This window comes from Streptomyces atratus (assembly GCF_040655115.1).
GTDB lineage: Bacteria > Actinomycetota > Actinomycetes > Streptomycetales > Streptomycetaceae > Streptomyces > Streptomyces atratus_D.
Genome location: NZ_JBFAJH010000027.1, coordinates 1 through 23,185 on the forward strand (window position 1 = coordinate 1; position 23,185 = coordinate 23,185).

General features: G+C 69.2%; 17 protein-coding genes and 2 pseudogenes. 10 read left to right on the top strand and 9 right to left on the bottom strand.

The annotated features are described in order from the left end of the window. Positions 1-126: 126 nt before the first annotated feature. Positions 127-645 carry a DUF4245 domain-containing protein gene (locus AB0I23_RS25250; protein ID WP_359112464.1) on the bottom strand — a complete coding sequence of 173 codons (519 nt, stop codon included), beginning with the start codon at positions 643-645 and terminating at the stop codon, positions 127-129. A gap of 167 nt (positions 646-812) precedes the next feature. Here AB0I23_RS25250 and glpX point away from each other — a divergent pair, with 167 nt between their 5' ends. Then, positions 813-1,844 carry a class II fructose-bisphosphatase gene (glpX, locus tag AB0I23_RS25255; protein ID WP_359112465.1) on the top strand — a complete coding sequence of 344 codons (1,032 nt, stop codon included), beginning with the start codon at positions 813-815 and terminating at the stop codon, positions 1,842-1,844. A gap of 208 nt (positions 1,845-2,052) precedes the next feature. Here glpX and AB0I23_RS25260 read toward each other — a convergent pair whose 3' ends face one another. Both AB0I23_RS25260 and AB0I23_RS25265 read right to left on the bottom strand, forming a co-directional pair. Beyond that, positions 2,053-2,424, bottom strand: a complete 372-nt coding sequence (locus tag AB0I23_RS25260; protein ID WP_359112467.1) for a WhiB family transcriptional regulator — start codon at positions 2,422-2,424, stop codon at positions 2,053-2,055. A 372-nt stretch (positions 2,425-2,796) separates the two neighbouring features. Then, positions 2,797-3,471: a DUF1707 SHOCT-like domain-containing protein gene (locus AB0I23_RS25265; protein ID WP_359112469.1), complete on the bottom strand. Its 675-nt coding sequence runs from the start codon at positions 3,469-3,471 to the stop codon at positions 2,797-2,799. A 319-nt stretch (positions 3,472-3,790) separates the two neighbouring features. Here AB0I23_RS25265 and AB0I23_RS25270 point away from each other — a divergent pair, with 319 nt between their 5' ends. Next, positions 3,791-5,458, top strand: coding sequence for a fumarate hydratase (locus AB0I23_RS25270; RefSeq protein ID WP_037688689.1), 1,668 nt, complete (start codon positions 3,791-3,793; stop codon positions 5,456-5,458). A gap of 92 nt (positions 5,459-5,550) precedes the next feature. Here the strand turns inward: AB0I23_RS25270 and AB0I23_RS25275 are convergent. Further along, positions 5,551-5,691 (bottom strand): annotated as a pseudogene (locus tag AB0I23_RS25275) (LuxR C-terminal-related transcriptional regulator); the annotation flags it as partial. Positions 5,692-6,067: 376 nt separating this feature from the next. On the opposite strand from AB0I23_RS25275, the gene AB0I23_RS25280 reads away from it, so the two are divergent. From AB0I23_RS25280 to AB0I23_RS25305, 5 genes are all read left to right on the top strand, one after another. Continuing rightward, positions 6,068-7,213, top strand: coding sequence for an MFS transporter (locus AB0I23_RS25280; protein ID WP_436846995.1), 1,146 nt, complete (start codon positions 6,068-6,070; stop codon positions 7,211-7,213). 402 nt (positions 7,214-7,615) lie between these two features. Further along, entirely contained in the window at positions 7,616-9,040 is a 1,425-nt protein-coding gene (locus tag AB0I23_RS25290) for a class II fumarate hydratase (protein ID WP_359112472.1), read from the top strand. Between the two features lie 216 nt (positions 9,041-9,256). Further along, positions 9,257-10,003: a cytidylyl-2-hydroxypropylphosphonate hydrolase gene (gene fomD, locus AB0I23_RS25295; protein ID WP_359112474.1), complete on the top strand. Its 747-nt coding sequence runs from the start codon at positions 9,257-9,259 to the stop codon at positions 10,001-10,003. 371 nt (positions 10,004-10,374) lie between these two features. After that, entirely contained in the window at positions 10,375-12,333 is a 1,959-nt protein-coding gene (locus tag AB0I23_RS25300) for a SpoIIE family protein phosphatase (protein ID WP_359112476.1), read from the top strand. Between the two features lie 137 nt (positions 12,334-12,470). Beyond that, complete coding sequence (locus AB0I23_RS25305; RefSeq protein WP_359112478.1) at positions 12,471-13,934, top strand: catalase; 1,464 nt, start codon at positions 12,471-12,473, stop codon at positions 13,932-13,934. A gap of 94 nt (positions 13,935-14,028) precedes the next feature. Here the strand turns inward: AB0I23_RS25305 and AB0I23_RS25310 are convergent, their stop codons facing one another. Next, positions 14,029-16,302, bottom strand: coding sequence for a transglycosylase domain-containing protein (locus AB0I23_RS25310; protein WP_359112480.1), 2,274 nt, complete (start codon positions 16,300-16,302; stop codon positions 14,029-14,031). A 269-nt stretch (positions 16,303-16,571) separates the two neighbouring features. Between AB0I23_RS25310 and AB0I23_RS25315 the strand changes: the two are divergent. Continuing rightward, a pseudogene (locus AB0I23_RS25315) lies at positions 16,572-16,739 on the top strand (PadR family transcriptional regulator); the annotation flags it as partial. A gap of 89 nt (positions 16,740-16,828) precedes the next feature. Here AB0I23_RS25315 and AB0I23_RS25320 read toward each other — a convergent pair. Further along, the gene (locus AB0I23_RS25320) at positions 16,829-17,788 is read right to left on the bottom strand and encodes a hydrogen peroxide-inducible genes activator (protein WP_359112482.1); all 960 of its coding nucleotides are present in this window, start codon (positions 17,786-17,788) and stop codon (positions 16,829-16,831) included. Positions 17,789-17,919: 131 nt separating this feature from the next. Between AB0I23_RS25320 and AB0I23_RS25325 the strand changes: the two genes are divergently transcribed. Next, complete coding sequence (locus AB0I23_RS25325; protein WP_266982028.1) at positions 17,920-18,474, top strand: peroxiredoxin; 555 nt, start codon at positions 17,920-17,922, stop codon at positions 18,472-18,474. Positions 18,475-18,486: 12 nt separating this feature from the next. After that, on the top strand, positions 18,487-19,023 hold the full coding sequence (locus AB0I23_RS25330) for an alkyl hydroperoxide reductase (RefSeq protein ID WP_359112484.1): 537 nt from the start codon (positions 18,487-18,489) through the stop codon (positions 19,021-19,023). A gap of 68 nt (positions 19,024-19,091) precedes the next feature. Here the strand turns inward: AB0I23_RS25330 and AB0I23_RS25335 are convergent, their stop codons facing one another. The 3 genes from AB0I23_RS25335 to AB0I23_RS25345 form a co-directional block, all read right to left on the bottom strand. Next, on the bottom strand, positions 19,092-20,504 hold the full coding sequence (locus AB0I23_RS25335) for an AI-2E family transporter (RefSeq protein ID WP_359112486.1): 1,413 nt from the start codon (positions 20,502-20,504) through the stop codon (positions 19,092-19,094). A 134-nt stretch (positions 20,505-20,638) separates the two neighbouring features. After that, entirely contained in the window at positions 20,639-21,340 is a 702-nt protein-coding gene (locus tag AB0I23_RS25340; protein ID WP_037689534.1) for a transglycosylase SLT domain-containing protein, read from the bottom strand. A gap of 390 nt (positions 21,341-21,730) precedes the next feature. After that, positions 21,731-23,053 (bottom strand): PhoH family protein, encoded by a 1,323-nt coding sequence (locus AB0I23_RS25345; protein ID WP_359112488.1) that lies wholly within the window; start codon positions 23,051-23,053, stop codon positions 21,731-21,733. Positions 23,054-23,185: the final 132 nt, after the last annotated feature.

Here is a 23,185-nt window from a genome sequence, read left to right on the forward strand (position 1 = left end):
GCGGCGGTCCCAGTCATGGCCGGTGGCGACCAGCAGGGAGCGGGCCCTGGCCCATCTGCCCTGAGCGAACTGCCCTCGTACGTCGATGAGTTCGGCCGTACGGCCGTGTGCGGGGCCGACAGCCTCTCAGGACGTCCTGAGCGCGGCGGCCATCTCGGCCAGCCGCTCCGGCGACGCCGAGCCGGTGACGACCGTGGTCGCGCCCTTGTCGTGGCGCACGAGGGCGTCGTACTTCGGGCCCTCCCAGCGCTGCCACGTCTCACCCGCGACCTGCTGCGTGCGCCCGGTGTTCCGCGCGTCCTGGCTGACCTCGGACACGTACTTCTTCGCCGGGGACGTCGACTGCTCCACCGCGACGTACTTGCCGTCCGGGTCGAGGAAGCCCAGGTGCCAGCCGTTGTCCGCCTCGCGCTGGTAACTGACCGAGGTCGGCTTCCAGTCCTTGGACAGGCCGGCCGGAGCAGCCACCGGGTACGGAGCCGCGCGCCTGGCCGTCACGAGCTCCACGCGGTAGTCGACCGCCTTGATCGGGTTGGCCTTGTCGTCGTGCGGGACGAAAATGTAAACGACCCCCGCGACGGCGGAGATCACCGCCATCGACAGGATCATGTCCCGCGCTGTCTGCTTGCCTCGCTTGCTTGCCACGGGTCCATGGTCGCATCACACCCGACGGGGCCGACCGAGGGGCAGGAGGACGGGGTACCCGCCACATCCGGCCGCTCATACGTGACCCTGTCTGCTCATTTTATCGACCTGGCGATAGAGTCAGAGCACCCTCTTCCGGTCGTCGCCGTACAGAAAGGTGCGCTCCGATGTCCGAGCATCATCTGCCGTCCCAGCTAGAGGTCTCCCCGGAGGCCCCCGACCGCAACCTGGCCCTGGAACTGGTCCGGGTCACCGAGGCCGCCGCCATGGCTGCCGGGCGCTGGGTCGGCCGCGGCGACAAGATCGGCGCCGACGGCGCCGCCGTGAAGGCCATGCGGACCCTCGTCTCGACCGTCTCGATGAACGGCGTCGTCGTCATCGGCGAGGGCGAGAAGGACGAAGCCCCCATGCTGTTCAACGGCGAGCGGGTCGGTGACGGCACCGGCCCCGAGGTCGACATCGCCGTGGACCCGATCGACGGCACGACCCTGAATGCCAAGGGCATGCCGAATGCCATCGCCGTGCTGGCCGCCGCCGACCGCGGCTCCATGTTCGACCCGTCCGCGGTCTTCTACATGGACAAGCTGGTCACCGGCCCCGAGGCCGCCGACTTCGTCGACATCAACGCCCCGGTGGCGGTGAACATCCGCCGGGTCGCGAAGGCGAAGAACTCCTCCCCCGAGGACGTCACCGTCGTCGTCCTGGACCGTCCGCGCCACGAGGGCATCGTCAAGGAGATCCGGGAGACCGGCGCCCGCATCAAGTTCATCACCGACGGCGATGTCGCCGGCTCGATCATGGCCGCCCGCGAGGGCACCGGCGTCGATCTGCTGATGGGCATCGGCGGCACCCCCGAGGGCATCATCTCGGCGTGCGCCATAAAGTGCCTCGGCGGTGTCATCCAGGGCAAGCTCTGGCCGAAGGACGAGGCCGAGCGGCAGCGCGCGCTGGACGCCGGGCACGATCTGGACCGGGTGCTGTCCACGGACGACCTGGTCAGCGGCGACAACGTCTTCTTCGTCGCGACGGGCATCACGGACGGCGAGCTGATGCGCGGCGTGCGGTACCGCAGCGAGACGGCGACCACCGAGTCGATCGTGATGCGGTCCAAGTCCGGCACGATCCGGAAGATCGACTCGACCCACCGGCTGTCGAAGCTGCGCGCCTACAGCGCGATCGACTTCGACCGCGCGAAGTAGCTCGCGCGAAGCACGCGCGAGCGGGCCTCGCCCGGCCGGGAGAACGTGAAGAGGCGCCCCCCATGTGCGGTGGGGGCGCCTCTCCGCGTCGATGGCGGGCGGGGGGCTGCTCGTCGCGTCCGACGGGCCGACGCCTCCCGTATGGAACCGCTCGCCGCGTCCCGCGGGGCCGGTCCCGTTCAGTCCGCTCCGGTCCGGTCCTCTCCGGTCAGCCGGCTGCGGCGACGTGGCCGGCCGGGGCAGCGGCCTTGAGCTCCATCTCGCGCCGCCTGCGGCGGGCGAGCACCACACGGCGTTCGGCGGCGGTGAGGCCGCCCCACACTCCGTACGGTTCGGGCTGCACCAAGGCGTGTTCCTGGCACTCGATCATCACCGGACAGCGCGCGCAGACCCGCTTCGCGGACTCCTCGCGTGACAGTCGGGCAGCAGTCGGCTCCTTCGACGGGGCGAAGAACAGCCTGGCTTCGTCCCGGCGGCACACCGCCTCCGAGTGCCAGGGGCCGGCCTTGTCCTCCCGAGCAGGGGTGCGCGGGGTGGGGCCGGCAGCGACACGCAGGGGCTGATGCGGCGGTTGCAGCACGGTCTACTCCTGACGACGGCTTCGCGAGCGAGAGACGATGCAGCAGTCCCTACCCGTTGTGCGTGCGCCTATGCACCGAGTGGCACTGAGTTCCGGGCGGCGAAACGGTGATCGATCGGAAAATGGCCTGATTGGACGGGGTGCGGACCGGCGCGATGTGCCGTGGTTCAGAGCCTGTCGGGTGACCTTCGATCGGATGGCGGACGCGGCATGGTGCGTGCGATTCCAAGGCGCCGAGAGGGCCTTGGATGGGGTCTCCCCTGCTCGAACGAAGCTGAGAGCTTGGGGAAGGAGCTACCAGGGCATTTCGGCAACGCCGGAAGCGTGCGTGCCAGGGCGTGGCCGCCCGATCAGAGGTCACCCGACAGGCTCTCAGTGGCCGAGGTGTTTGCGCAGCTTGCTGTGGAGATCCGTGATCAGCTTCCCGCGCTTCGGCTTCGCCTCGACGTTGCCGAAGACCGAATAGCCGTTGACAACGACCACCGGCGCTTCCGGGTCTGCGGATTCCAGTGTGACCACTTCGAAATTGCCGAAGACGCCCGTCCCGCTGCCGCGCAGCGAGATGTTCTCCGGGACCTTGATCTCGACACTTCCGAAGATGGATGTCGCATTGATGACGGTGAGTCTCTGACCGAAAAGCGCCTCGGTCAGATCGATCTCCACGCTGCCGAAGAGCGAGAAGGCGTTCGTGCGGCCGCCGACCCGCCAACGACCCTTGCGGGTGGAACTGCTGAAGATCGCCACCAGATTGTCGGCCGGGCCGGCGGGCGCCTCGGGGCCGTACGCGTACGGAGCGGCGGACGACGGCAGGGCGGCGCCGCCGGGGGCCGGCAGATCCCGTACCAGCGGTTCGAGTTCACCGACGGTCTTGGCCCGGTAGACCGCGTCGACCCGCTCGGCATGCTCCTCGGCGGTCAGCCGGCCCTCGGCCATGGCATCGCGCAGGATGTCCGCGATCCGGTCGCGGTCCGCGTCGGAGGCACGGATACCCGCGGGCGCGGGGTGCGCCGGGGCGGCAGGCTGCTGGGGGTGCTTTTCGAGGTCCACCGGCCAAGCGTACCCAAACGCGATAGATCGCGACTAGGGCCTCACCGTCGGATCGGGCCGGATCGGGGAACGGCCCGCCGCGCAGTGACGACAACGCCGCGGATCTGTGTGCCGGACCCGGCGAACCCGGCATGATCCGGATGAACGGCCCCGGGCACCCGGCCGGGCCGATCGGGAGTCGCGCCCGCCGCGCCCCGCGCATCCGCGCGCGCCCGACTGAGCCCTACCTCACAGCTTCGGCGCCCTGGCGACGTTCTACCCTGGTGGGTGCGCTGCCCAAGGGAGGCCAGCCGCTGTCGCCGAGTGAGGAATGGCCGTAATGCCAGAGTTTGCGTACTCCGATCTGCTCCCTCTGGGAGAGGACACCACGCCGTACCGGCTGGTGACCGCCGAGGGCGTCTCGACCTTCGAGGCCGACGGCCGTACGTTCCTCAAGGTCGAGCCGGAGGCGCTGCGCACCCTGGCCGCCGAGGCGATGCACGACATCTCGCACTACCTGCGCCCCGCGCACCTGGCACAGCTGCGGCGGATCGTCGACGACCCCGAGGCGTCGTCCAACGACAAGTTCGTGGCGCTCGACCTGCTGAAGAACGCCAACATCGCCGCCGCGGGCGTCCTCCCCATGTGCCAGGACACCGGCACCGCCATCGTCATGGGCAAGCGCGGGCAGAACGTGCTGACTTCGGGTGGTGACGAAGAGGCGCTCTCGCACGGCATCTTCGACGCGTACACGAAGCTCAACCTGCGTTACTCGCAGATGGCTCCGCTCACCATGTGGGAGGAGAAGAACACCGGCTCGAACCTCCCGGCACAGATCGAGCTGTACGCCACCGACGGCGGCGCGTACAAGTTCCTCTTCATGGCGAAGGGCGGCGGCTCGGCCAACAAGTCGTTCCTCTTCCAGGAGACGAAGGCCGTCCTGAACGAGGCCTCCATGATGAAGTTCCTGGAGGAGAAGATCCGTTCGCTGGGAACCGCGGCCTGCCCGCCGTACCACCTGGCGATCGTCGTCGGCGGTACGTCGGCCGAGTTCGCGCTGAAGACCGCGAAGTACGCTTCCGCGCACTACCTGGACGAGCTGCCGGCCGAGGGCTCCCCCACCGGTCACGGCTTCCGGGACAAGGAGCTGGAGGAGAAGGTCTTCGAGCTGACGCAGAAGATCGGGATCGGTGCGCAGTTCGGCGGCAAGTACTTCTGCCACGACGTACGCGTGGTGCGGCTGCCCCGGCACGGTGCCTCGCTGCCCGTCGCGATCGCCGTGTCCTGCTCGGCGGACCGTCAGGCCACCGCGAAGATCACCGCCGAGGGTGTGTTCCTGGAGCAGCTGGAGAAGGACCCGGCGCGCTTCCTGCCGGACACCACGGACGAGCACCTGGACGAGGCGGGTGACGTCGTCAGGATCGACCTGAACCGGCCGATGGACGACATCCTCGCCGAGCTGACCAAGTACCCGGTCAAGACCCGCCTCTCGCTGACCGGCCCGCTGGTCGTGGCGCGCGACATCGCGCACGCCAAGATCAAGGAGCGGCTGGACGCGGGCGAGGAGATGCCGCAGTACCTGAAGGACCACCCGGTGTACTACGCGGGTCCGGCGAAGACGCCCGAGGGGTACGCCTCGGGTTCCTTCGGCCCGACGACGGCCGGGCGCATGGACAGCTATGTCGCACAGTTCCAGGCGGCGGGCGGCTCCAAGGTGATGCTCGCCAAGGGCAACCGGTCCAAGCAGGTCACCGACGCGTGTGATGCGCACGGCGGCTTCTACCTCGGCTCGATCGGCGGCCCGGCGGCGCGTCTTGCGCAGGACTGCATCAAGAAGGTCGAGGTCGTCGAGTACGAGGAGCTCGGCATGGAGGCGGTCTGGAGGATCGAGGTCGAGGACTTCCCGGCGTTCGTCGTCGTCGACGACAAGGGCAACGACTTCTTCACCGAGCCCGCTCCGGCACCGACGTTCACCAGCATTCCGGTGCGGGGCCCCGGTCTCGCCTGATCGGACTCGGGTCCCGTCGAGGGCGTCACGGTTTCGGCCGGGGCGCCCTCGCGGCGCGTCGGCGCCTCGTTGCCGCGTCCGCACCCCGTCGTTCAGGTGTCGAGCAGTCCCGACGTGGCGAGCAGATAGCCCGGCTGAGCACGGCTGTTGCCGCCCAGTTGTTCCGAGACCTTCCGCATGTGCTCGGCGACGCTGCGGCGGCTCATGCCGAGCCTGCGGGCGATCGGCGCGGGCGCTTCGCGGTCCGCCACCACCAGCTGCAGGGCGCGCAGGCAGGCGGGCGCCCCGGTTTCCGGAAGGCTTCCCTCCATCAGTGCGCGCCGGAAGGCCGTCAAGGCGGTGGCGCAGAGGCGGTCCGACGACGATTCGCGGCAATCACATGAGCCTGGGCCGGAATGACCGTCCTTCACAAGTACGCAGATTACATTCGTGCGAACGGGCCGACATCCGGGTTCGCAGTTACTCGACCATTATGTGCGGGTGACGCTCCGCACCGAACACTCGCCCGGCCATTCGTCCGACCGGCCGGACAACTCGGCCCGCGGCGAACGGCGTTATCGCTTCCTGGTCGCCGGATACGCCGTCTCGTCGTACGGCACGTTCCTGAACATGGTGGCGCTCAATCTGTTCGTCTACGAGACGACGGGCCGGGCGATCGCCATGGGGCTGTTCATGGCGGTGCGGCTGGGGGCCGGCTTCGTCGCCGGCCTGACGGCCGGCACGCTGCTCGCGCGCTTCACGGCCAAGGCCGTCATGCTCTGGACGAACGCGGCGCAGGCGGCGGTGATGCTGTTGCTGATCCTCGCGCCGGACGGGCTGCGGACAGCGGCGCTGGTGGCGGTGTCAGTGGTGATCGGCGCCTGCGGGACGCTGTTCATGGTGGCGCTGCGCAGCTCCGTTCCCGAGATGGTGGGCGAGGAGCGCCGCGGATGGGCGAACTCCCTTTCCATCACGGGGCGTTCGCTGGCGATGGTGGCCGGTTTCGCCTCGGCGGGTGTGGTGGTGTCGCTGGTCGGGTACACCGCCGCGTTCGTGGTGGACATGGTCACGTTCGTACTGTGTGCCGTGACGGTGGCGCTGCTGCCGGTCGCGGGCGGAGGCGGGACGGGCGAGGCCGCGGAGCGAACGGGGCGGCGGTCGAGGAAGCCCGGCGCGTTCGCCGCGCCGGCCGCCGCGCCCGGCCTCGGTCTGATGGTGGCGCTGCGCGGGGTGGACGCCTTCGGATCCTCGTCCCACAACGCGGGGCTGCCGGTCCACTCCACCGAGCTCGACCCTTCGCACCCCGCGGTGTTCGTCAGCTCCTTCTGGTGTCTGTGGGCGGTGGGGAACGTCCTGGCGCAGCAGGTGATCCAGCGGCACGCGAAGCGCACCGGGCGGTCGGTGGGCGCGCTCGGCTTCGGTTACGGCACGATCGTGATGTCCGGCGCCTTCATCCTCGCGTTCGCGGGTTTCCCACTCGTCGCGACGGGCGTGATCGCGCTGATCGCGGGCGCGGCGGACGGGCTCACGGAGGTCTCGTACACCTCGCACCTGCAGACGCTCCCGGCCGGCCCGCGCGGTCACGCCTTCGGGCTCTCCGCGACGTTCGAGAATCTCGGCTTCTGTGTCGGAATGATCCTTGTCGCGGCGGCACTTGACCGCTACACCCCGCTGACCGTGGTCGGGTGGTCCCACGGGGCAGCGATCCTCGTCGCGCTGGTGTTCGTGCTCCAGGTGGCGTGGCTGCGCAGAAAGACGGGATTCAGCCAATCTTGAGACCACCTGCGGGAGCTGCGGACCGTGCCGGAGCGGGCGAGGACCGCGCCCTGGACCCGGTGCCGCTGTGACCTCCTCCCAGCGACCGCTGTGACGGGGCCGCTCGGCCGGGCTGCCGTACAGCTGGGTGGCTTCGGCGGCGCGGATGGCCTCCGGTTCGGGCGAGAGGGGAGTCGATGCGGTAGTGGTGGTGTCGGACCGGTCTGCCGCGCCTGCCGCGGCCGTGCCGCCGAACGCCGCCGCCATGGCCGCGACAGCCGCGACCGCACAGCGAACTCTGTGCCTGGTGTGCCCCATTGCGCCTCCCCGGGTTGTAGTTGCCCCCGGTATTTACTGGTCGGTAGGCGACTTGGGAATACACAGGACAAGACAAGTGCTCAACTTTTTCAGGAGGTTGAACCCATGGACAACTCACAGGTCCCGGCGGACAGCGGCACGGCCGGAGAGAGCTACCGCATCGAGCACGACTCGATGGGCGAGGTGAAGGTCCCCGCGGAGGCCCGGTGGCGGGCCCAGACGCAGCGCGCCGTGGAGAACTTCCCGATCTCCGGCCGGCGCCTGGAGCGGGCCCATATCGAGGCCCTGGCCCGGATCAAGGCGGCTGCGGCGAAGGTCAACGCCGAGCTGAAGGTGCTCGACCCGGCCGTCGCCGCCGCGATCCAGGACGCGGCCGCCGAGGTCGCCGACGGCCGCTGGGACGCGCACTTCCCCATCGATGTCTTCCAGACCGGGTCCGGCACGTCCTCCAACATGAACGCCAATGAGGTCGTGGCCACCCTCGCCACCGAACGACTCGGCCGCGACGTCCACCCCAACGACCACGTCAACGCCTCGCAGTCGTCCAACGACGTCTTCCCGTCCTCCATCCACATCGCCGCGACCGCCGCCGTCACCGGCGAGCTGATCCCGGCGCTGGATCACCTGGCGGCCGCCCTGGAGCGCAAGTCCGTCGAGTTCGCGGCGGTCGTGAAGTCGGGGCGTACCCATCTGATGGACGCCACGCCGGTGACCCTGGGCCAGGAGTTCGGCGGCTACGCGGCGCAGATGCGGTACGGCATCGAACGGCTGTACGCGTCACTGCCCCGCCTCGCCGAACTGCCGCTGGGCGGCACGGCCGTCGGCACCGGCATCAACACCCCGCCCGGCTTCTCCGCCGCCGTGATCGCCGAGATCGCCCGCGTCACCGGACTGCCGTTCACCGAGGCCCGTGACCACTTCGAGGCACAGGGCGCGCGGGACGGACTCGTCGAGACGTCCGGCCAGCTCCGCACGATCGCCGTCTCGCTCACCAAGATCTGCAACGATCTGCGCTGGATGGCCTCCGGGCCGCGCACCGGATTGGCCGAGATCAGCCTTCCCGACCTCCAGCCGGGCTCGTCGATCATGCCGGGGAAGGTGAATCCGGTCATTCCTGAAGCCGTGCTGATGGTGGCGGCCCAGGTGATGGGGAACGACGCGACGGTCGCCGTCGCGGGCGCGGCGGGAAACTTCGAACTGAATGTGATGCTTCCGGTCATCGCGAAGAATCTGCTGGAGTCCGTCCGGCTGCTGTCCAACGTCTCCCGGCTGCTGGCGGACCGCACCGTCGACGGCATCACCGCCGACGTGGAGCGGGCCAGGGAGTACGCGGAGTCCTCGCCGTCCGTCGTCACGCCGCTGAACAAGTACATCGGCTACGAGGAGGCGGCGAAGGTCGCCAAGAAGGCGCTCGCCGAGCGGCGGACGATCCGCCAGGTGGTGCTGGAATCGGGGTATGTGGAGCGCGGCGATCTCACGGTCGAACAGCTCGACGAGGCACTCGACGTGTTGCGTATGACCCGCCCGTGACGTGGATCGCAGCGGACGGGCGGGGCGCATCCCTAAGATCTGCCCGTGACTCCTCCCCCTCGTGAACGAGGCGGCTTCTCACTCGACCGCAAGGGATCTCATGACGGCCAGGCCCTGACCGCTGCCGAAGCAGAGCCGCGGCGTATCACGCCTCGCGGCTACGATCATCAGGATCCCACCCGGCCCGAAGGCCGGGATTCCCACACAAGATCAGAGATGGCAGGTACTGGAGACATCGAACCCGGAGACATCGAACCCGGAGACGTCGAACCCGGAGACATCGACCCCGGAGAGACCACGTACTGGGCGCCCGGTGATCAGATTCTGTGGCGCTACCGAGGCAACGGTCCGCGGTCGCCCGGCCACGCCCACGGCCCGGTCCACATCTGCCGTCCCGTCACCGTCGTCCAGGACACCGCCGAGCTGCTCGCCGTGTGGATGGCACCCGGCACCGAATGCGTGAAGCCGGTCCTCGCCGACGGCACCCATGTGCACGCCGAGCCGCTCGTCACCCGGTACACCGCGCCCCGCACCACCGCCCGTTCGACCTGGTTCGGTACGGGTGTGCTCAAACTCGCCCGACCCGGCGAACCCTGGTCGGTCTGGCTGTTCTGGGACCGCGGCTGGAGCTTTCGCAACTGGTACGTGAACCTGGAGGAACCGCGCACCCGCTGGGCGGGCGGCATCGACTCCGAGGATCACTTCCTCGACATCGCCGTCAACCCCGACCGCAGCTGGCGCTGGCTGGACGAGGACGAGTTCGCGCAGGCGCAGCGGGTCGGGCTGATGGACCGGGACACCGCGCGGCGGGTACGGGAGGCGGGCCGCGCGGCCGTCCGCGTGATCGACGCGTGGGGGGCGCCGTTCCGGGACGGCTGGGAGAACTGGCGGCCCGATCCGCGGTGGCGGGTACCCGCGCTGCCGGATGACTGGGACCGTACGCCCTCGCATATGCCGTCGTGAGACTCTTGATGCACCCCAGGGGGGCAACCGTAGGATCGTCCTCCGGAGGGCTGCTCCGCTTCAACCGGCGGGCACGGCACAGGACCTGACCGCAAGTCATCGCACGAGTTGCACGATCTTCATGAGCCGCATCTGTTGCATGAGTCGCAAGAACCGCATGGACCACGACGAGGGGGTGGAGACGTGCACGCTGTCCGCCGCCCACGCGCCGGAGACGTTGTCACCTACACACCTCACAGGCATACGGTTTCGGCCCCGTCGAGCGGGGCATGCGGTGACAGCCGTTGTCATCGCCGCTCCTGCCGGGGCACAGTGGCGCCCCACAAGGTGATTGCCTCATACAACCGGCCCGGACGGACGGAACCCCACGCGTGACGGAGCACCCCACCTCCCACGAAGGCCGGCAGCCTCTCGCCGCCCGGCCGCAGGAACGCGCCCGGCCGCGGCAGCAGGATGCCGCACCCGCCGCCGCAGCGATCCCCGGGCCGGCCCCGGCGCCCGGCCCCGGCTCGAATCCCACGGCGGTTCCCGGCCCCGTCGGCGCACCGAACCCGGCCACCGCGCCGAGTCCCGCCGCGGCCGGACCGGACCCGCAGACGGTGGCCCGCCGCGAGGGCGACCGGCTGCGCTTCGTGGGCGCCGCGACCCGCCGGATCGCCCGCGGCATAGACCTGGACGAGATCGTCCTGGGGCTGTGCCGGGCCAGCGTGCCGACGTTCTCCGACGCCATACTCGTCTACCTCCGTGACCCGCTCCCGGTCGGCGACGAGCGCCCGGTCGCCCCGTTCGTACTGCGGCTGCGCCGGTCCGACCGGCTGCGTTTAAGCGACGACGAGTCCGACGTCTCCCCCTCCGCGGAGAGGGAGCGGCTGCGACTGCCCGCCCTCGACCCGCACGCCGATCTGATGCCCGCGGCCGAGCTCTGCGAGGTCCGGGCGGGCGGCGCGCTCGCCGAGGTGCTGCGCGGCGTACGCCCTGTCTTCGGTGACTCCGCGACGGCCCGCGTCGCCCTGCCCGAGCTGCTCGGCGCCGGGCGCACCGTGCCCTCCGGCCACCGGGCGATCCTTGCCCCGCTGCGCGGCCGCCGGAGGGTGATCGGTGCTGCCGTCTTCCTGCGCGGGACCGAGCGGCCCCCCTTCGAGGCCAACGATCTGCTGGTCGCCGCGCAGCTGGCGACGCACACCGCGCTCGGCATCGACAAGGCCGTGCTGTACGGGCGCGAGGCGTACATCGCCGACGAGCTGCAGCGCACCATGCTGCCCGACTCGCTGCCGCAGCCCACCGGTGTCCGGCTCGCCTCCCGCTACCTCCCGGCCGCCGAGACCGCCCGGGTCGGCGGCGACTGGTACGACGCGATCCCGCTGCCCGGCAGCCGGGTCGCCCTGGTCGTCGGCGACGTCATGGGCCACTCCATGACCTCCGCGGCGATCATGGGTCAGCTGCGTACCACCGCGCAGACCCTCGCCGGGCTCGACCTGCCGCCGCAGGAGGTCCTGCACCACCTCGACGAACAGGCGCAACGGCTCGGCAGCGACCGCATGGCGACCTGCCTGTACGCGGTGTACGACCCGGTCGCGCACCGGATCACCATCGCCAACGCCGGGCACCCGCCGCCCGTCCTGCTTCACCTGGGCGGCCGCGCCGAGGTGCTCCGGGTGCCGCCCGGTGCCCCGATCGGTGTCGGCGGGGTCGACTTCGAGGCGGTCGAGCTGGACGCGCCCTCGGGCGCCACGCTGCTGCTCTACACCGACGGTCTGGTGGAGTCCCGGCTGCGGGACGTCTGGACCGGGATCGAGCAGCTGCGCGAGCGGCTCGCCGCCACCGCCCGGCTCACCGGACCGGACCATTCGCCGCCGCTGGAGGCGCTCTGCGACGACGTGCTCGACATTCTCGGCCCCGGCGACCGGGACGACGACATCGCGCTGCTCGCCGCCCGCTTCGACGGGATCGCACCGAGCGATGTCGCGTACTGGTTCCTGGAACCGGAGGACTCCGCCCCCGGACGGGCCCGCCGGCTGGCCCGCAGGGCGCTCAGCCGGTGGGGGCTCGATGAGCTCTCGGACTCGGTGGAACTGCTGGTGAGCGAGGTGGTCACCAATGCCGTGCGGTACGCGGAGCGGCCGGTCACGCTGCGGCTGCTGCGGACCGACATCCTGCGCTGCGAGGTCGGCGACGACGCCCCGCAGCTGCCCCGGCAGCGCCGGGCACGCGACATGGACGAGGGCGGCCGCGGACTGTTCCTGGTGAACCGGCTGGCCAGGCGGTGGGGGGCGACCCGGCTGTCGACCGGCAAGGTCGTCTGGTTCGAGATGCCGACCCGCAGCCAGTAACAGCACCTCGCCATATTTGGACAAGTCGGGATGATCGCCACATGTTGCCATCCTCCCGTCGTCGGAGTTGACTTCAGTCGTGACCGGGCGCCGCCTGGACGATCTGACCGACACCCCGCACCGACGGGAGGACGCTCGTGACCGAGGAAACCAAGAACACTCCTTACACCACGAACAACGCCGGGATCCCGGTGGAGAGCGACGAACATTCACTCACCGTCGGATCCGACGGACCGATCCTGCTCCAGGACCACTACCTCATCGAGAAGATGGCCCAGTTCAACCGTGAACGGGTCCCCGAACGGGTGGTCCACGCCAAGGGCTCCGGGGCTTATGGCACCTTCGTCGTGACCAACGACGTCAGCCAGTTCACCAAGGCGGACCTCTTCCAACCGGGCAAGCAGACCGCCATGCTCGCCCGATTCTCCACGGTCGCCGGCGAACAGGGCTCCCCCGACACCTGGCGCGACCCCCGGGGCTTCGCGCTGAAGTTCTACACCGAGCAGGGCAACTACGACATGGTCGGCAACAACACGCCGATCTTCTTCGTCCGGGACCCGATGAAGTTCCAGGACTTCATCCGCTCGCAGAAGCGTCGCCCGGACAGCGCGGTGCGCGACCACGACATGCAGTGGGACTTCTGGACCCTCTCCCCCGAGTCCGCCCACATGGTGACGTGGCTGATGGGCGACCGGGGCATCCCGAAGACGTACCGCCACATGAACGGCTACAGCTCGCACACCTATATGTGGGTGAACGCGGGAGGTGAGAAGTTCTGGGTCAAGTACCGCTTCAAGACGGACCAGGGCGCCGACTTCCTCACTCAGGCGGACGCGGACGCGCTCGCGGGCACGGACGGCGATGTCCACCGCCGTGACCTGTTCGAGTCGATCAAGCGCGGCAACCACCCGAGCTGGACGCTGAAGATCCAGGTCATGCCGTTCGAGGATGCGCCGGACTACCGGTTCAACCCGTTCGACCTGACCAAGGTGTGGCCGCACGGCGACTACCCGGAGATCGAAGTCGGCCGGATGACGCTGAACGAGAACCCCGAGGACTTCTTCGTCCACATCGAGCAGGCGTCCTTCGAGCCGTCGAACCTGGTGCCCGGCATCGGTCCGTCGCCCGACAAGATGCTGCTCGGCCGGCTGTTCTCGTACCCCGACACCCACCGGTACCGGATCGGCCCGAACTACGCGCAGCTGCCTCCGAACCGGCCGCGCTTCGGCCGGAACTCGTACGCGAAGGACGGCCCGATGCGGTACGAGCCGGCGCGCACGGGAGCGGTCTACGCACCGAACTCGTACGGCGGACCGGCTGCGGACACCGAGCGCTTCGGCGACCCGGCGGGCTGGGCCACGGCGGGCGAGATGGTCCACGAGGCGTACAAGCTGCACCGCGAGGACGACGACTGGGGCCAGGCGGGCACCATGGTCCGCAAGGTGCTCGACGACGCCGCGCGCGAGCGGCTCGTGTCGAACATTTCCGGCCATCTGCTGGACGGTGTGAGCCGCCCGGTCCTCGATCGGGCGCTGCAGTACTGGCGCAACGTGGACAAGGACCTCGGCGACCGGGTCGCCAAGGAGGTCAACGGCGACTGACCGCGCACGCCGGACACACGGCGAAGGGTGCCACGGACCGTGTCCGTGGCACCCTTCGCCGTGTCAGCCGCGTGAGAGCGGTGCGTGAGCCGCGTCAGCCCTGCGGGCGGCTGTTGTCGTTCGCCGGTTTCAGCGGGACGTCGGCGCTGTCCGTCGGGCCCGGGAGGGTCGGCGGCCCGCTCGACGTGTCGCCCGAGGGAGTGGGGTCGGACGGTGTCGACGGGGGCGCACTGTCCGTCGACTGCTGGGGGGACGGTGCCTCACTGGACGGCTCGGCCGACGGGCTGGCCGAATCCGAGGGCTGCCCGCTCGGGCTCGGCGAGGTCGAGGACGGCGGCGGCGTCACGGCCGCACCCATGTCCGTGTCGAGGTCGAACCTGCTGGTCCCGCCCATCACCTGGAACGTGTAGTCCGCCCAGATCTCGGCCGGGAAGCCACCGCCGTTGACACGGCCCCCGCCCGCGGCGCCCTTCAGGGTCACCTGCGAGCCCTTCTGGATCTGCTTGCCGTCGGCCCCCTTGTGGGACTCGGCGGCCTCACCGAAGAGGCCGACCGAGGTGACGAGCTCCGGGGTGTAGCCGGTGAACCAGGCCGACTTGTTGTTGTCCGAGGTACCCGTCTTGCCGGCCACCTGCTGGCCGCCGCGGCCCGGGGCGTCGCGCACCGAGACGCGGGCCGTGCCGTCGTCGACCACGCCGGTCAGCACCGAGGTCACGGAGTCCGCGGCCTGGCGGCTGATCACCTGCCCGCCGATCGGGTCGGGCAGCGCGATCGGGGCGCCGCCCTGCCGGGAGGCGGACTTCACGATCGACGGGGTGACCTTCTTGCCGTGGTTGTCGAGCGTCGCGTAGATCCCGGCCATCTCCATGGGGCTCGCGCCCATCGAACCGAGGGTCTGAGCGGGCACGACCGGCAGACCCTCGACGTCCATGCCGAGCTTGCCCGCGGTCTGCATCACCTTGTCCATGTGGACGTCCACGCCCATCTGCGCGAAGACGGAGTTGATGGACTTGTTCATAGCCGTCTGGACGGTGACCGGGCCGTAGTTCACGTTGTCCTCGTTGGGCGGCGCGAAGGCGATGTCACTGCCCTGGACCGGGCGCCGGCTGTTGCCGTCGTACCGGGTGTCGGCGGTGATCGGCTGCCCGTCCTGCGTCTTGGCCTCCTGGTCGAGCGCCGCGGCAAGGATGATCGGCTTGAAGGTGGAGGCGGGCTGGTAGTCACGCCGGGTGGCGTTGTTCGTCCAGTGCTCGGTCAGCCCGGCGCCGCCGTACAGGGCGACGACCGCGCCGGTCTTCGGATTCACCGAGACCGCGCCGGCCTGCACGTCCTTGTCGACGCTGCGGCCCTTCGTGTCGAGCTTGCTGGTCAGCCGTGCCTTGACCGACTGCTCCAGCTGCTTCTGCTTCTTCTTGTCGATGGTGACCGTGATGGTCCAGCCGCCCGCGTCGAACTGCTCGTCGCTGAGGTGCTCCTGCTTCTGCACCACGGCCCGCGCCGCGTTGACGATGTAGCCCTTCTGGCCGGTGAGACCGTCCGCGGGCTTGGGGTCCTGCGGCACCGGGAACTCCAGTCCCTGGCGCTTGCCGGCGTCCAGCCACTTCTCCCCGACCATGTTGTTCAGTACGTAGTTCCAGCGCTCCTTGACCAGGCGCTTGCCCACGGGCGAGGCGACGGCCCAGTCGTACTGGCTCGGCGCCTGGAGCAGCGCCGCGAGGTAGGCGCCCTCGGCGACGTCCAGGTCCCGGGCGTCCTTGCCGTAGTACGCCTGCGAGGCGGCCTGGATGCCGTAGGCGCCGCGGCCGTAGTAGCTGGTGTTGATGTACCCGGCGAGGATGTCGTTCTTGCTCTTCTGCTGGTCGACCTTGAGGGAGATCACCAGCTCCTTGAGCTTGCGGGTGACCGTCTGGTCCTGGTCGAGGTAGTAGTTCTTGACGTACTGCTGGGTGATGGTCGAGCCACCCTGCTTGCCCTTGCCGGAGACCGTGTTGATCAGACCGCGCGCGGTGCCCTTGAAGTCGACGCCCTGGTCCGTGTAGAAGGACTTGTTCTCGGCGGCGACGAAGGTCCGCTGCACGTCCTTGGGGACCTCGGACAGCCCCACGATCTCCCGGTTGACCTTGCCGGTTCGGGCCAGCACGGTGCCGTCGGGGTACTTGTAGACGTTGCTCTGGAGCTTGGCCTGGGCGTTGCCCTCGGGTATGTCCACGATCATGTAGAGCACGAAGAACGCGCCCATGCCCAGCAGGCAGAACCCGAAGAACGTACCCAGCAGTTTCTTCCACGTGAAGAGTCTGCGTAGGCCGCCGCTCTTCGTAGCCCGCCGCGCCCCGCGCTGCTGGGCTCGTCGCGCATCCGCTCGACCCATCGCTGTGTTGCTCCCTGTTTCTCTGCTCGCCCGGATCCCCCTCGGCCCAGCCAGCTAACACTGTCGACGGGGACAAAAAGCAAGAGATCCGGTCCTTTGTGGACGTGACAATCAGCACCTGCTCCTTAGGGAACCGACTCACGAGAGGTGCGGAAGGTTGCCAGGACAGCTGATCTGATAACAGATTGCCAGTGCCCCTCCCGGCAAGCTTTGCCCCGTCGCGCCGCCCAGCACGCACGCTCGCCGCGTTGGCCAAAAGCCCTGGTAGCTCCGAGCACCTGCGTCCGATGCGTGTCCTCACCGACCGCAAGCGCAAGGGCGACCTCGCCGACCAGCTGATCCGCGACCACGCACTGTTGCACATCGAAGCCGGCCTCCGCCGGCTGGAACTGACTGTCGCGCGACTCGGCCGGCTCGCGAAAGTGGTGAACCCGTGACCGTTCCCAGCCAGTGTGCGTAGGTGAGCCCTGGACCCACTGCTGCGTACCGGGCGCATCCCGAACGGTAAATATTGCCGGTCACGGCGCTACGCGGCTGCCACCACCCGTACCGGCAGCACCCGCATCGCCTCGCGCAGCGCGGCGGCGAACTCCTCGAACTCGTCCTGCCGGGCCGCCCCCGTCCGCATACCGAGCGCCACCCGCCGCGAGGGCGCGGGCTCCGCGAAGTACCCGGTGGTCAGCGCGTCGTTGCGGGCGGTCTCGACGGTCACGGCGGTACGCGGCAGCAGTGTCACCCCGAGTCCGCCCGCGACCAGCTGCACCAGCGTGGAGAGCCCGGCCGCCGTCGTGGTGACGGGCGCCCCCTCCGTACGCCCCGCCTCCCGGCAGATGTCGAGGGCCTGGTCGCGCAGGCAGTGCCCCTCGTCGAGCAGCAGCAGCGGCAGTTCTCGCAAAGCCTCGCGCGGAATGTCGGCGCGCCCGCCCAGCCAGTGGCTGCGCTCCATGACCAGCACGAAGTCCTCGTCGAAGAGCGGGAGTTCGGTCACCTGCGGCACCCCGAGCGGTACGGCGAGCAGCAGCAGGTCCAGCCGTCCGGCGGCCAGCCCCTCCAGCAGCGACGAGGTCTGTTCCTCGTGCACCTGGAGGTCGAGCTCCGGGTAGCGTTCGTGGACCAGCCGCAGCACGGCCGGCAGCAGATACGGGGCGACGGTCGGGATCACGCCGAGTCTGAGCACTCCGGTGAACGGCGCCCGGACCGCCTCGGCCTCCTCCATCAGCTCGCCGACGGCTTCCAGCACCGCCCGGGCCCGCACCGCGAGCCGTTCCCCGGCGGGCGAGAGCAGTACCTTGCGCGTCGTACGCTCGATGAGCTGGACACCGAGTGCCTCCTCCAGCGCGGACACGGCTCCGGAGAGCGCGGGCTGACTCATCCCGATTGCTGCCGCCGCATCCCTGAAGTGCAGATGTTCGGCCACGGCCGCGAAGGCGCGCAGCTGCGACAGACTGGGCTGTTTGGGTCGATTGCCCTGACTACCCTGCGCCACTGATAGGCACCTCCGATCATCACGACCGAGTATAGCTATTTCCGCGATCAATGCACTCTGTGCCATGGTGGACACCGTCCAACCCTCAGGAAGTCCCGCAAAAGGGAATTCCTACGCTGCAAGGAGAGCGCGTGCTCACTGTCGGTGACAAGTTCCCCGAGTTCGACCTGACCGCTTGTGTTTCGCTGGAGAGCGGCAAGGAGTTCGAGCAGATCAACCACAAGACCTACGAGGGCCAGTGGAAGATCGTCTTCGCGTGGCCGAAGGACTTCACCTTCGTGTGCCCCACCGAGATCGCCGCCTTCGGCAAGCTGAACGACGAGTTCGCCGACCGTGACGCCCAGGTCCTCGGCTTCTCCGGTGACTCCGAGTTCGTGCACCACGCCTGGCGCAAGGACCACCCGGACCTGACCGACCTGCCTTTCCCGATGATGGCCGACTCGAAGCACGAGCTCATGCGTGACCTCGGCATCGAGGGCGAGGACGGCTTCGCCCAGCGCGCCGTCTTCATCGTCGACCAGAACAACGAGATCCAGTTCACGATGGTGACCGCCGGTTCCGTGGGCCGTAACCCCAAGGAGGTCCTCCGGGTCCTCGACGCCCTGCAGACCGACGAGCTGTGCCCGTGCAACTGGACCAAGGGCGAGAACACCCTGGACCCGGTCGCGCTCCTCTCGGGCGAGTGAGCTGACACCGACATGGCACTCGACGAACTGAAGGCCGCTGTTCCGGACTTCGCCAAGGACCTGAAGCTGAACCTCGGTTCGGTCATCGGGAACAGCGAACTTCCGCAGCAGCAGCTGTGGGGCACCGTCCTCGCCTGCGCGATCGCCTCGCGCTCGCCGCAGGTGCTGCGCGAGCTGGAGCCGGAGGCCAAGGCCAACCTCTCCGCCGAGGCGTACACCGCGGCGAAGTCGGCGGCTGCCATCATGGCGATGAACAACGTCTTCTACCGGACCCGGCACCTGCTGTCGGACCCCGAGTACGGGACGCTCCGTGCGGGTCTGCGGATGAACGTCATCGGCAAGCCGGGCGTGGAGAAGGTCGACTTCGAACTGTGGTCGCTCGCCGTCTCCGCGATCAACGGCTGCGGCCAGTGCCTGGACTCCCACGAGCAGGTGCTGCGCAAGGCCGGCGTGGATCGTGAGACCATTCAGGAAGCCGTCAAGATCGCCTCGGTGATCCAGGCGGTCGGCGTCACCCTCGAAGCCGAGGCCGTGCTCGCCGAGCAGTAACAGCGGTACCCCTGATACGAGAAGGGCCCCGAGGACGACCGACCGTCCACGGGGCCCTTCTTTCTGCCCTATTCCTTCTCCGGCTGCTTTGCGTCCTTCTCGGCGTCACCCTCGCCGTGGTCCTCGGGTGGCGGTCCCGGCACCCGGGCCGGGGCGGCTCCGGCCGCCGTGGCACCGCGCGACCGCGGCGCGTGCCGCAGCGACTCCTCCTGCCCGTACGTCCGCAGATAGCCGACCACCGTGTTGGTGACGGCGACCAGCGGCACCGCGACGACCGCTCCGCCGATGCCCGCGATCATGCCGCCTGCGGCGACCGAGAGGACGACGGCGAGCGGGTGGACACGTACCGCGCGGCCGAGGATGAACGGCTGCAGCACATGGCCCTCGATCTGCTGCACGGCCAGCACCACGAGCAGCACCATCAGCGCGGTGAACACGCCCTCGGTGACCAGCGCGACAACCACTGCGAGCGCTCCGGAGATCACGGCGCCGACGAGCGGGATGAAGGCGAAGAGGAAGATGAAGACGGCGAGCGGCACCGCCATCGGCACATCGAGGAACCATATGCCGAGCCCGATGAAGATCGCGTCGATCAGGGCGACGAGCACCGTGCCCCGCACATAGGCGGTCAGCGTCCGCCAGGCACGCGGCCCGGCGCCCGCGACACCCGGCCGCGCCTGCGCGGGTACGAGCCCCAGCACCCAGTGCCATATGCGCTTCCCGTCGTACAGCAGGAAGAGCGTCGAGAACATCGCCAGCAGTATCCCGGTGAGGACCTCCACCATCACGGTGACGCCCTGGAGTCCGGCGGAGGTTATCTCCTCGGTGTTGGTGCCGATGGTGTCGCTGAGATTCTTCGCGACATCGTTGATCTGCTGCTCGGTGACATGGAAGGGGCTGTCGAGCAGCCATCGCTTCAACTCGTCGATACCGTCCCGCACCTTGTCGGAGAGGGTGTCGAGGTTGTCCATGACCTGCCAGACAACGAACCAGCCGACCAGGCCCATGATGACGAAGCCCAGGATCGCGGTGACGGCGGTGGCGAGACCCCGCGGCAGCCCGTACCGCCGCAGCCGGGAGACGGTCGGCTGCAGCATCGCGGTGACGAGCAGCGCGGCGACGAACGCCAGCACCACCAGCTGCACGGCACTGATGACCTTCATCAGTACCCAGAGCGTGCCCGCGAGGACGAGCAGCCGCCAGCCGGCCTCGGCCGCGACGCGTATCCCCCAGGGGATCGCCACGACCGGGTCGGGGCGGGCGGCGACGGCGGGTGCGTAGGGGGGCGGCGGCGGCACCTGGCCGGGGACGGTGGCGTGGTCCTCGGCGGTGGACACCGCGGCGACGGCCATGACCGGGAAATCGGGCTGTGCGTCCCTGTCCCCCTCGGCCTCCGCCGCGGCGCGGCGTTCCTCCAGGCGATCGCCCAGCTCGGTCAGTTCGGCACCCAGCCGACCGAGCCACCCTGGCAGTTTCGACATAAGCGTTCCTCTTCCCCCGAGTTCTCTCCCCACCACTCCCCCCGGAGCCGTCCGGACGACGGTACACGCGCGAAGCCCCTCACCGTAGGACGGTGAGGGGCTTCGCAAGGTTGAGACCGGAACCTCGGAAGGTTCTAGTACCAGTGGTTCGCCTGCCAGAAGGACCAGGCACCGCACGGGGAGCCGTAGCGGCCGTCCATGTAGCTGAGGCCCCACTTGATCTGGGTGGCCGGGTTGGTCTGCCAGTCGGCACCCGCGGACACCATCTTGGAACCGGGGAGCGCCTGGACGAGACCGTACGCACCGGAGGACGCGTTGGTCGCCCGGTAGTTCCAGCTCGACTCGTGGTTCACGATGTTGCTGAAGCACTGGTACTGGTCGCCGGGAATCATCTGGCGAGCCATCGCCTGCACTTCGGCCACGGTGTACGAGCTCTGCGTGGCGAAGGCGGAGGCGGAACGAACCGCGGACCGGCTGGCGCGATCGGCGTCCTTCTTGGCCTGACGCTCCTTCTCCAGCTTGTCCTCGGCCGCCTGCTTCTTCGACGCGGCGTCCTTCGCGGCCTGGATGCGGGCCGCTTCCTCCGCGGACTTCTTCGCTGCCGCGTCGGCTGCGGACGCCTGGGCGTCCGCCTGCTGCGTCAGCGAGGCGGTCTGCACCTGGGCCTGCTGGCCCGCAGGGATGTCGGCGAGAAGCGTCGTGTCGGCTGCGGTCGCCTCGAAGTTGTTGTCGTCGGCAGCAGGAGTGCTGCCCGATGCAACGCCTACGACGGCGCCGACGGTGGTGACCGCAGTGGCAGATGCCACGGCGAACCCCCGGACCGAGATCCGGCTCACACGGTGTCCTTCCAGCATCGCCCGCTTAGGTGACCTCGCGGACGCAATCGTGCCCCTGGCGCTGGCCTCCCTACTGCTCAGGTCACGGGGAGGCACGGGCCCGGTGGGCAACTCCCCTGAAGGAGTGCCGCGTAGTGCTCGCGGGCGGCATACGGACGGCGATTGTTCAGTTGTCTGATGCGTGGCACCTCTGGAGGTGCGGGTGTGCCGTATGCGGGGCCTGACGGAAGCAAGACTCTGCCGGAACGGGCCGCCGCGAAGCAATTCTCTGTTGCGTGTGAAAGCTCACACCCCTTTTGGTCCACGTGTTTTACGAAAAGGTGCCGCAGCACGATGCCGCCCGGCTAAGATATCTGGCTCGCCGGGCGGCATCAAGCGTCCTATCCCGTATCAGATCTGGCCTTCCTCCAGCATTTCGGTCACCAGCGCGGCAATCTTCGAGCGCTCGGAACGGGTGAGCGTGACATGCGCGAAGAGCGGATGTCCCTTCAGCTTCTCGACCACGGCGACGACTCCGTCGTACCGGCCGACCCGGAGGTTGTCCCGCTGCGCCACGTCATGCGTGAGCACGACCCGGGAATTCGCCCCGATCCGGGACAACACGGTCAGCAGGACGTTTCGTTCGAGCGACTGCGCCTCGTCGACGATCACGAACGCGTCGTGGAGCGAGCGGCCACGGATGTGGGTGAGCGGCAGAACCTCCAGCATCCCGCGCCCCAGCACCTCCTCGATCACCTCGCGCCCGGCGACCGCCGAGAGCGTGTCGAAGACGGCCTGCGCCCACGGGCTCATCTTCTCGGCCTCGGTGCCGGGGAGATAACCGAGCTCCTGGCCGCCGACCGCGTACAGCGGCCGGAAGACCATCACCTTCTGGTGCTGCCTCCGCTCCAGGACGGCCTCGAGACCGGCACAGAGCGCCAGCGCCGACTTTCCGGTGCCGGCCCGGCCGCCCAGCGACACGATGCCGACGTCCTGGTCGAGCAGCAGATCGAGAGCGATGCGCTGCTCGGCGCTGCGGCCGTGGATCCCGAAGGCCTCCCGGTCGCCGCGGACGAGGCGCACATTGCCCTCGGCGGTGATCCGGCCGAGCGCCTTGCCGCGCTCGGACTGCAGGACCAGTCCGGTGTGCACGGGCAGGTCGGCGGCCTCGGGGACGTAGAGCGTCTCCTCTCCGAAGAGCAGATCCACCTGTTCGGCGGAGAGGGGCAGTTCGGACATGCCCGTCCAGCCGGAGTCGGTGATGGCGAGTTCGGCGCGGTACTCCTCCGCGAGGAGGCCGACCGAGGATGCCTTGATACGCAGCGGCAGGTCCTTGGAGACGACCGTGACGTCGTACCCCTCGGCCTGGAGATTGCGCGCGACCGCGAGAATCCGTGAGTCGTTGTCCCCCAACCGGTAGCCGGCGGGCAGTACGCCGGGGTCGGAATGGTTGAGTTCGACGCGCAGCGTCCCGCCGAGATCCCCGAGGGGGATCGGGGCATCCAGCCGGCCGTACCTGACCCGGAAATCGTCCAGCAGGCGCAGGGCCTGCCGGGCGAAGTAGCCGAGCTCCGGATGGTGCCGTTTGGCCTCCAGTTCCGTGACCACGACGATCGGGAGCACGACTTCGTGCTCGTCGAACCGGGCCATGGCGTTCGGATCGGCCAGCAGGACGCTGGTGTCGAGAACATAGGTGCGCCTGTCGGGCATGCGGCGCTTTGTGCTGGTCACCACGGAAGGACGTACCCCCTCGGACGAGGTTGGGGTGCGACGGCGTCGCGGAGCATCCCAAAGGGAGAGGACGGACCGGGCTGCGACCCTCTTGCACGGGCCGAGCGCCGGCCCTCCGCGTCAGCCGCACAGTGT

Bases quoted from the DNA above. Each gene is read 5' to 3' on its own strand.
- glpX (WP_359112465.1), top strand. From the start codon at position 813: ATGTCCGAGCATCATCTGCCGTCCCAGCTAGAGGTCTCCCCGGAGGCC.
- AB0I23_RS25270 (WP_037688689.1), top strand. From the start codon at position 3,791: ATGCCAGAGTTTGCGTACTCCGATCTGCTCCCTCTGGGAGAGGACACC.
- AB0I23_RS25280 (WP_436846995.1), top strand. From the start codon at position 6,068: ATGGTGGCGCTCAATCTGTTCGTCTACGAGACGACGGGCCGGGCGATC.
- AB0I23_RS25290 (WP_359112472.1), top strand. From the start codon at position 7,616: ATGGACAACTCACAGGTCCCGGCGGACAGCGGCACGGCCGGAGAGAGC.
- fomD (WP_359112474.1), top strand. From the start codon at position 9,257: ATGGCAGGTACTGGAGACATCGAACCCGGAGACATCGAACCCGGAGAC.
- AB0I23_RS25310 (WP_359112480.1), bottom strand. From the start codon at position 16,302: ATGGGTCGAGCGGATGCGCGACGAGCCCAGCAGCGCGGGGCGCGGCGG.
- AB0I23_RS25330 (WP_359112484.1), top strand. From the start codon at position 18,487: ATGGCACTCGACGAACTGAAGGCCGCTGTTCCGGACTTCGCCAAGGAC.
- AB0I23_RS25335 (WP_359112486.1), bottom strand. From the start codon at position 20,504: ATGTCGAAACTGCCAGGGTGGCTCGGTCGGCTGGGTGCCGAACTGACC.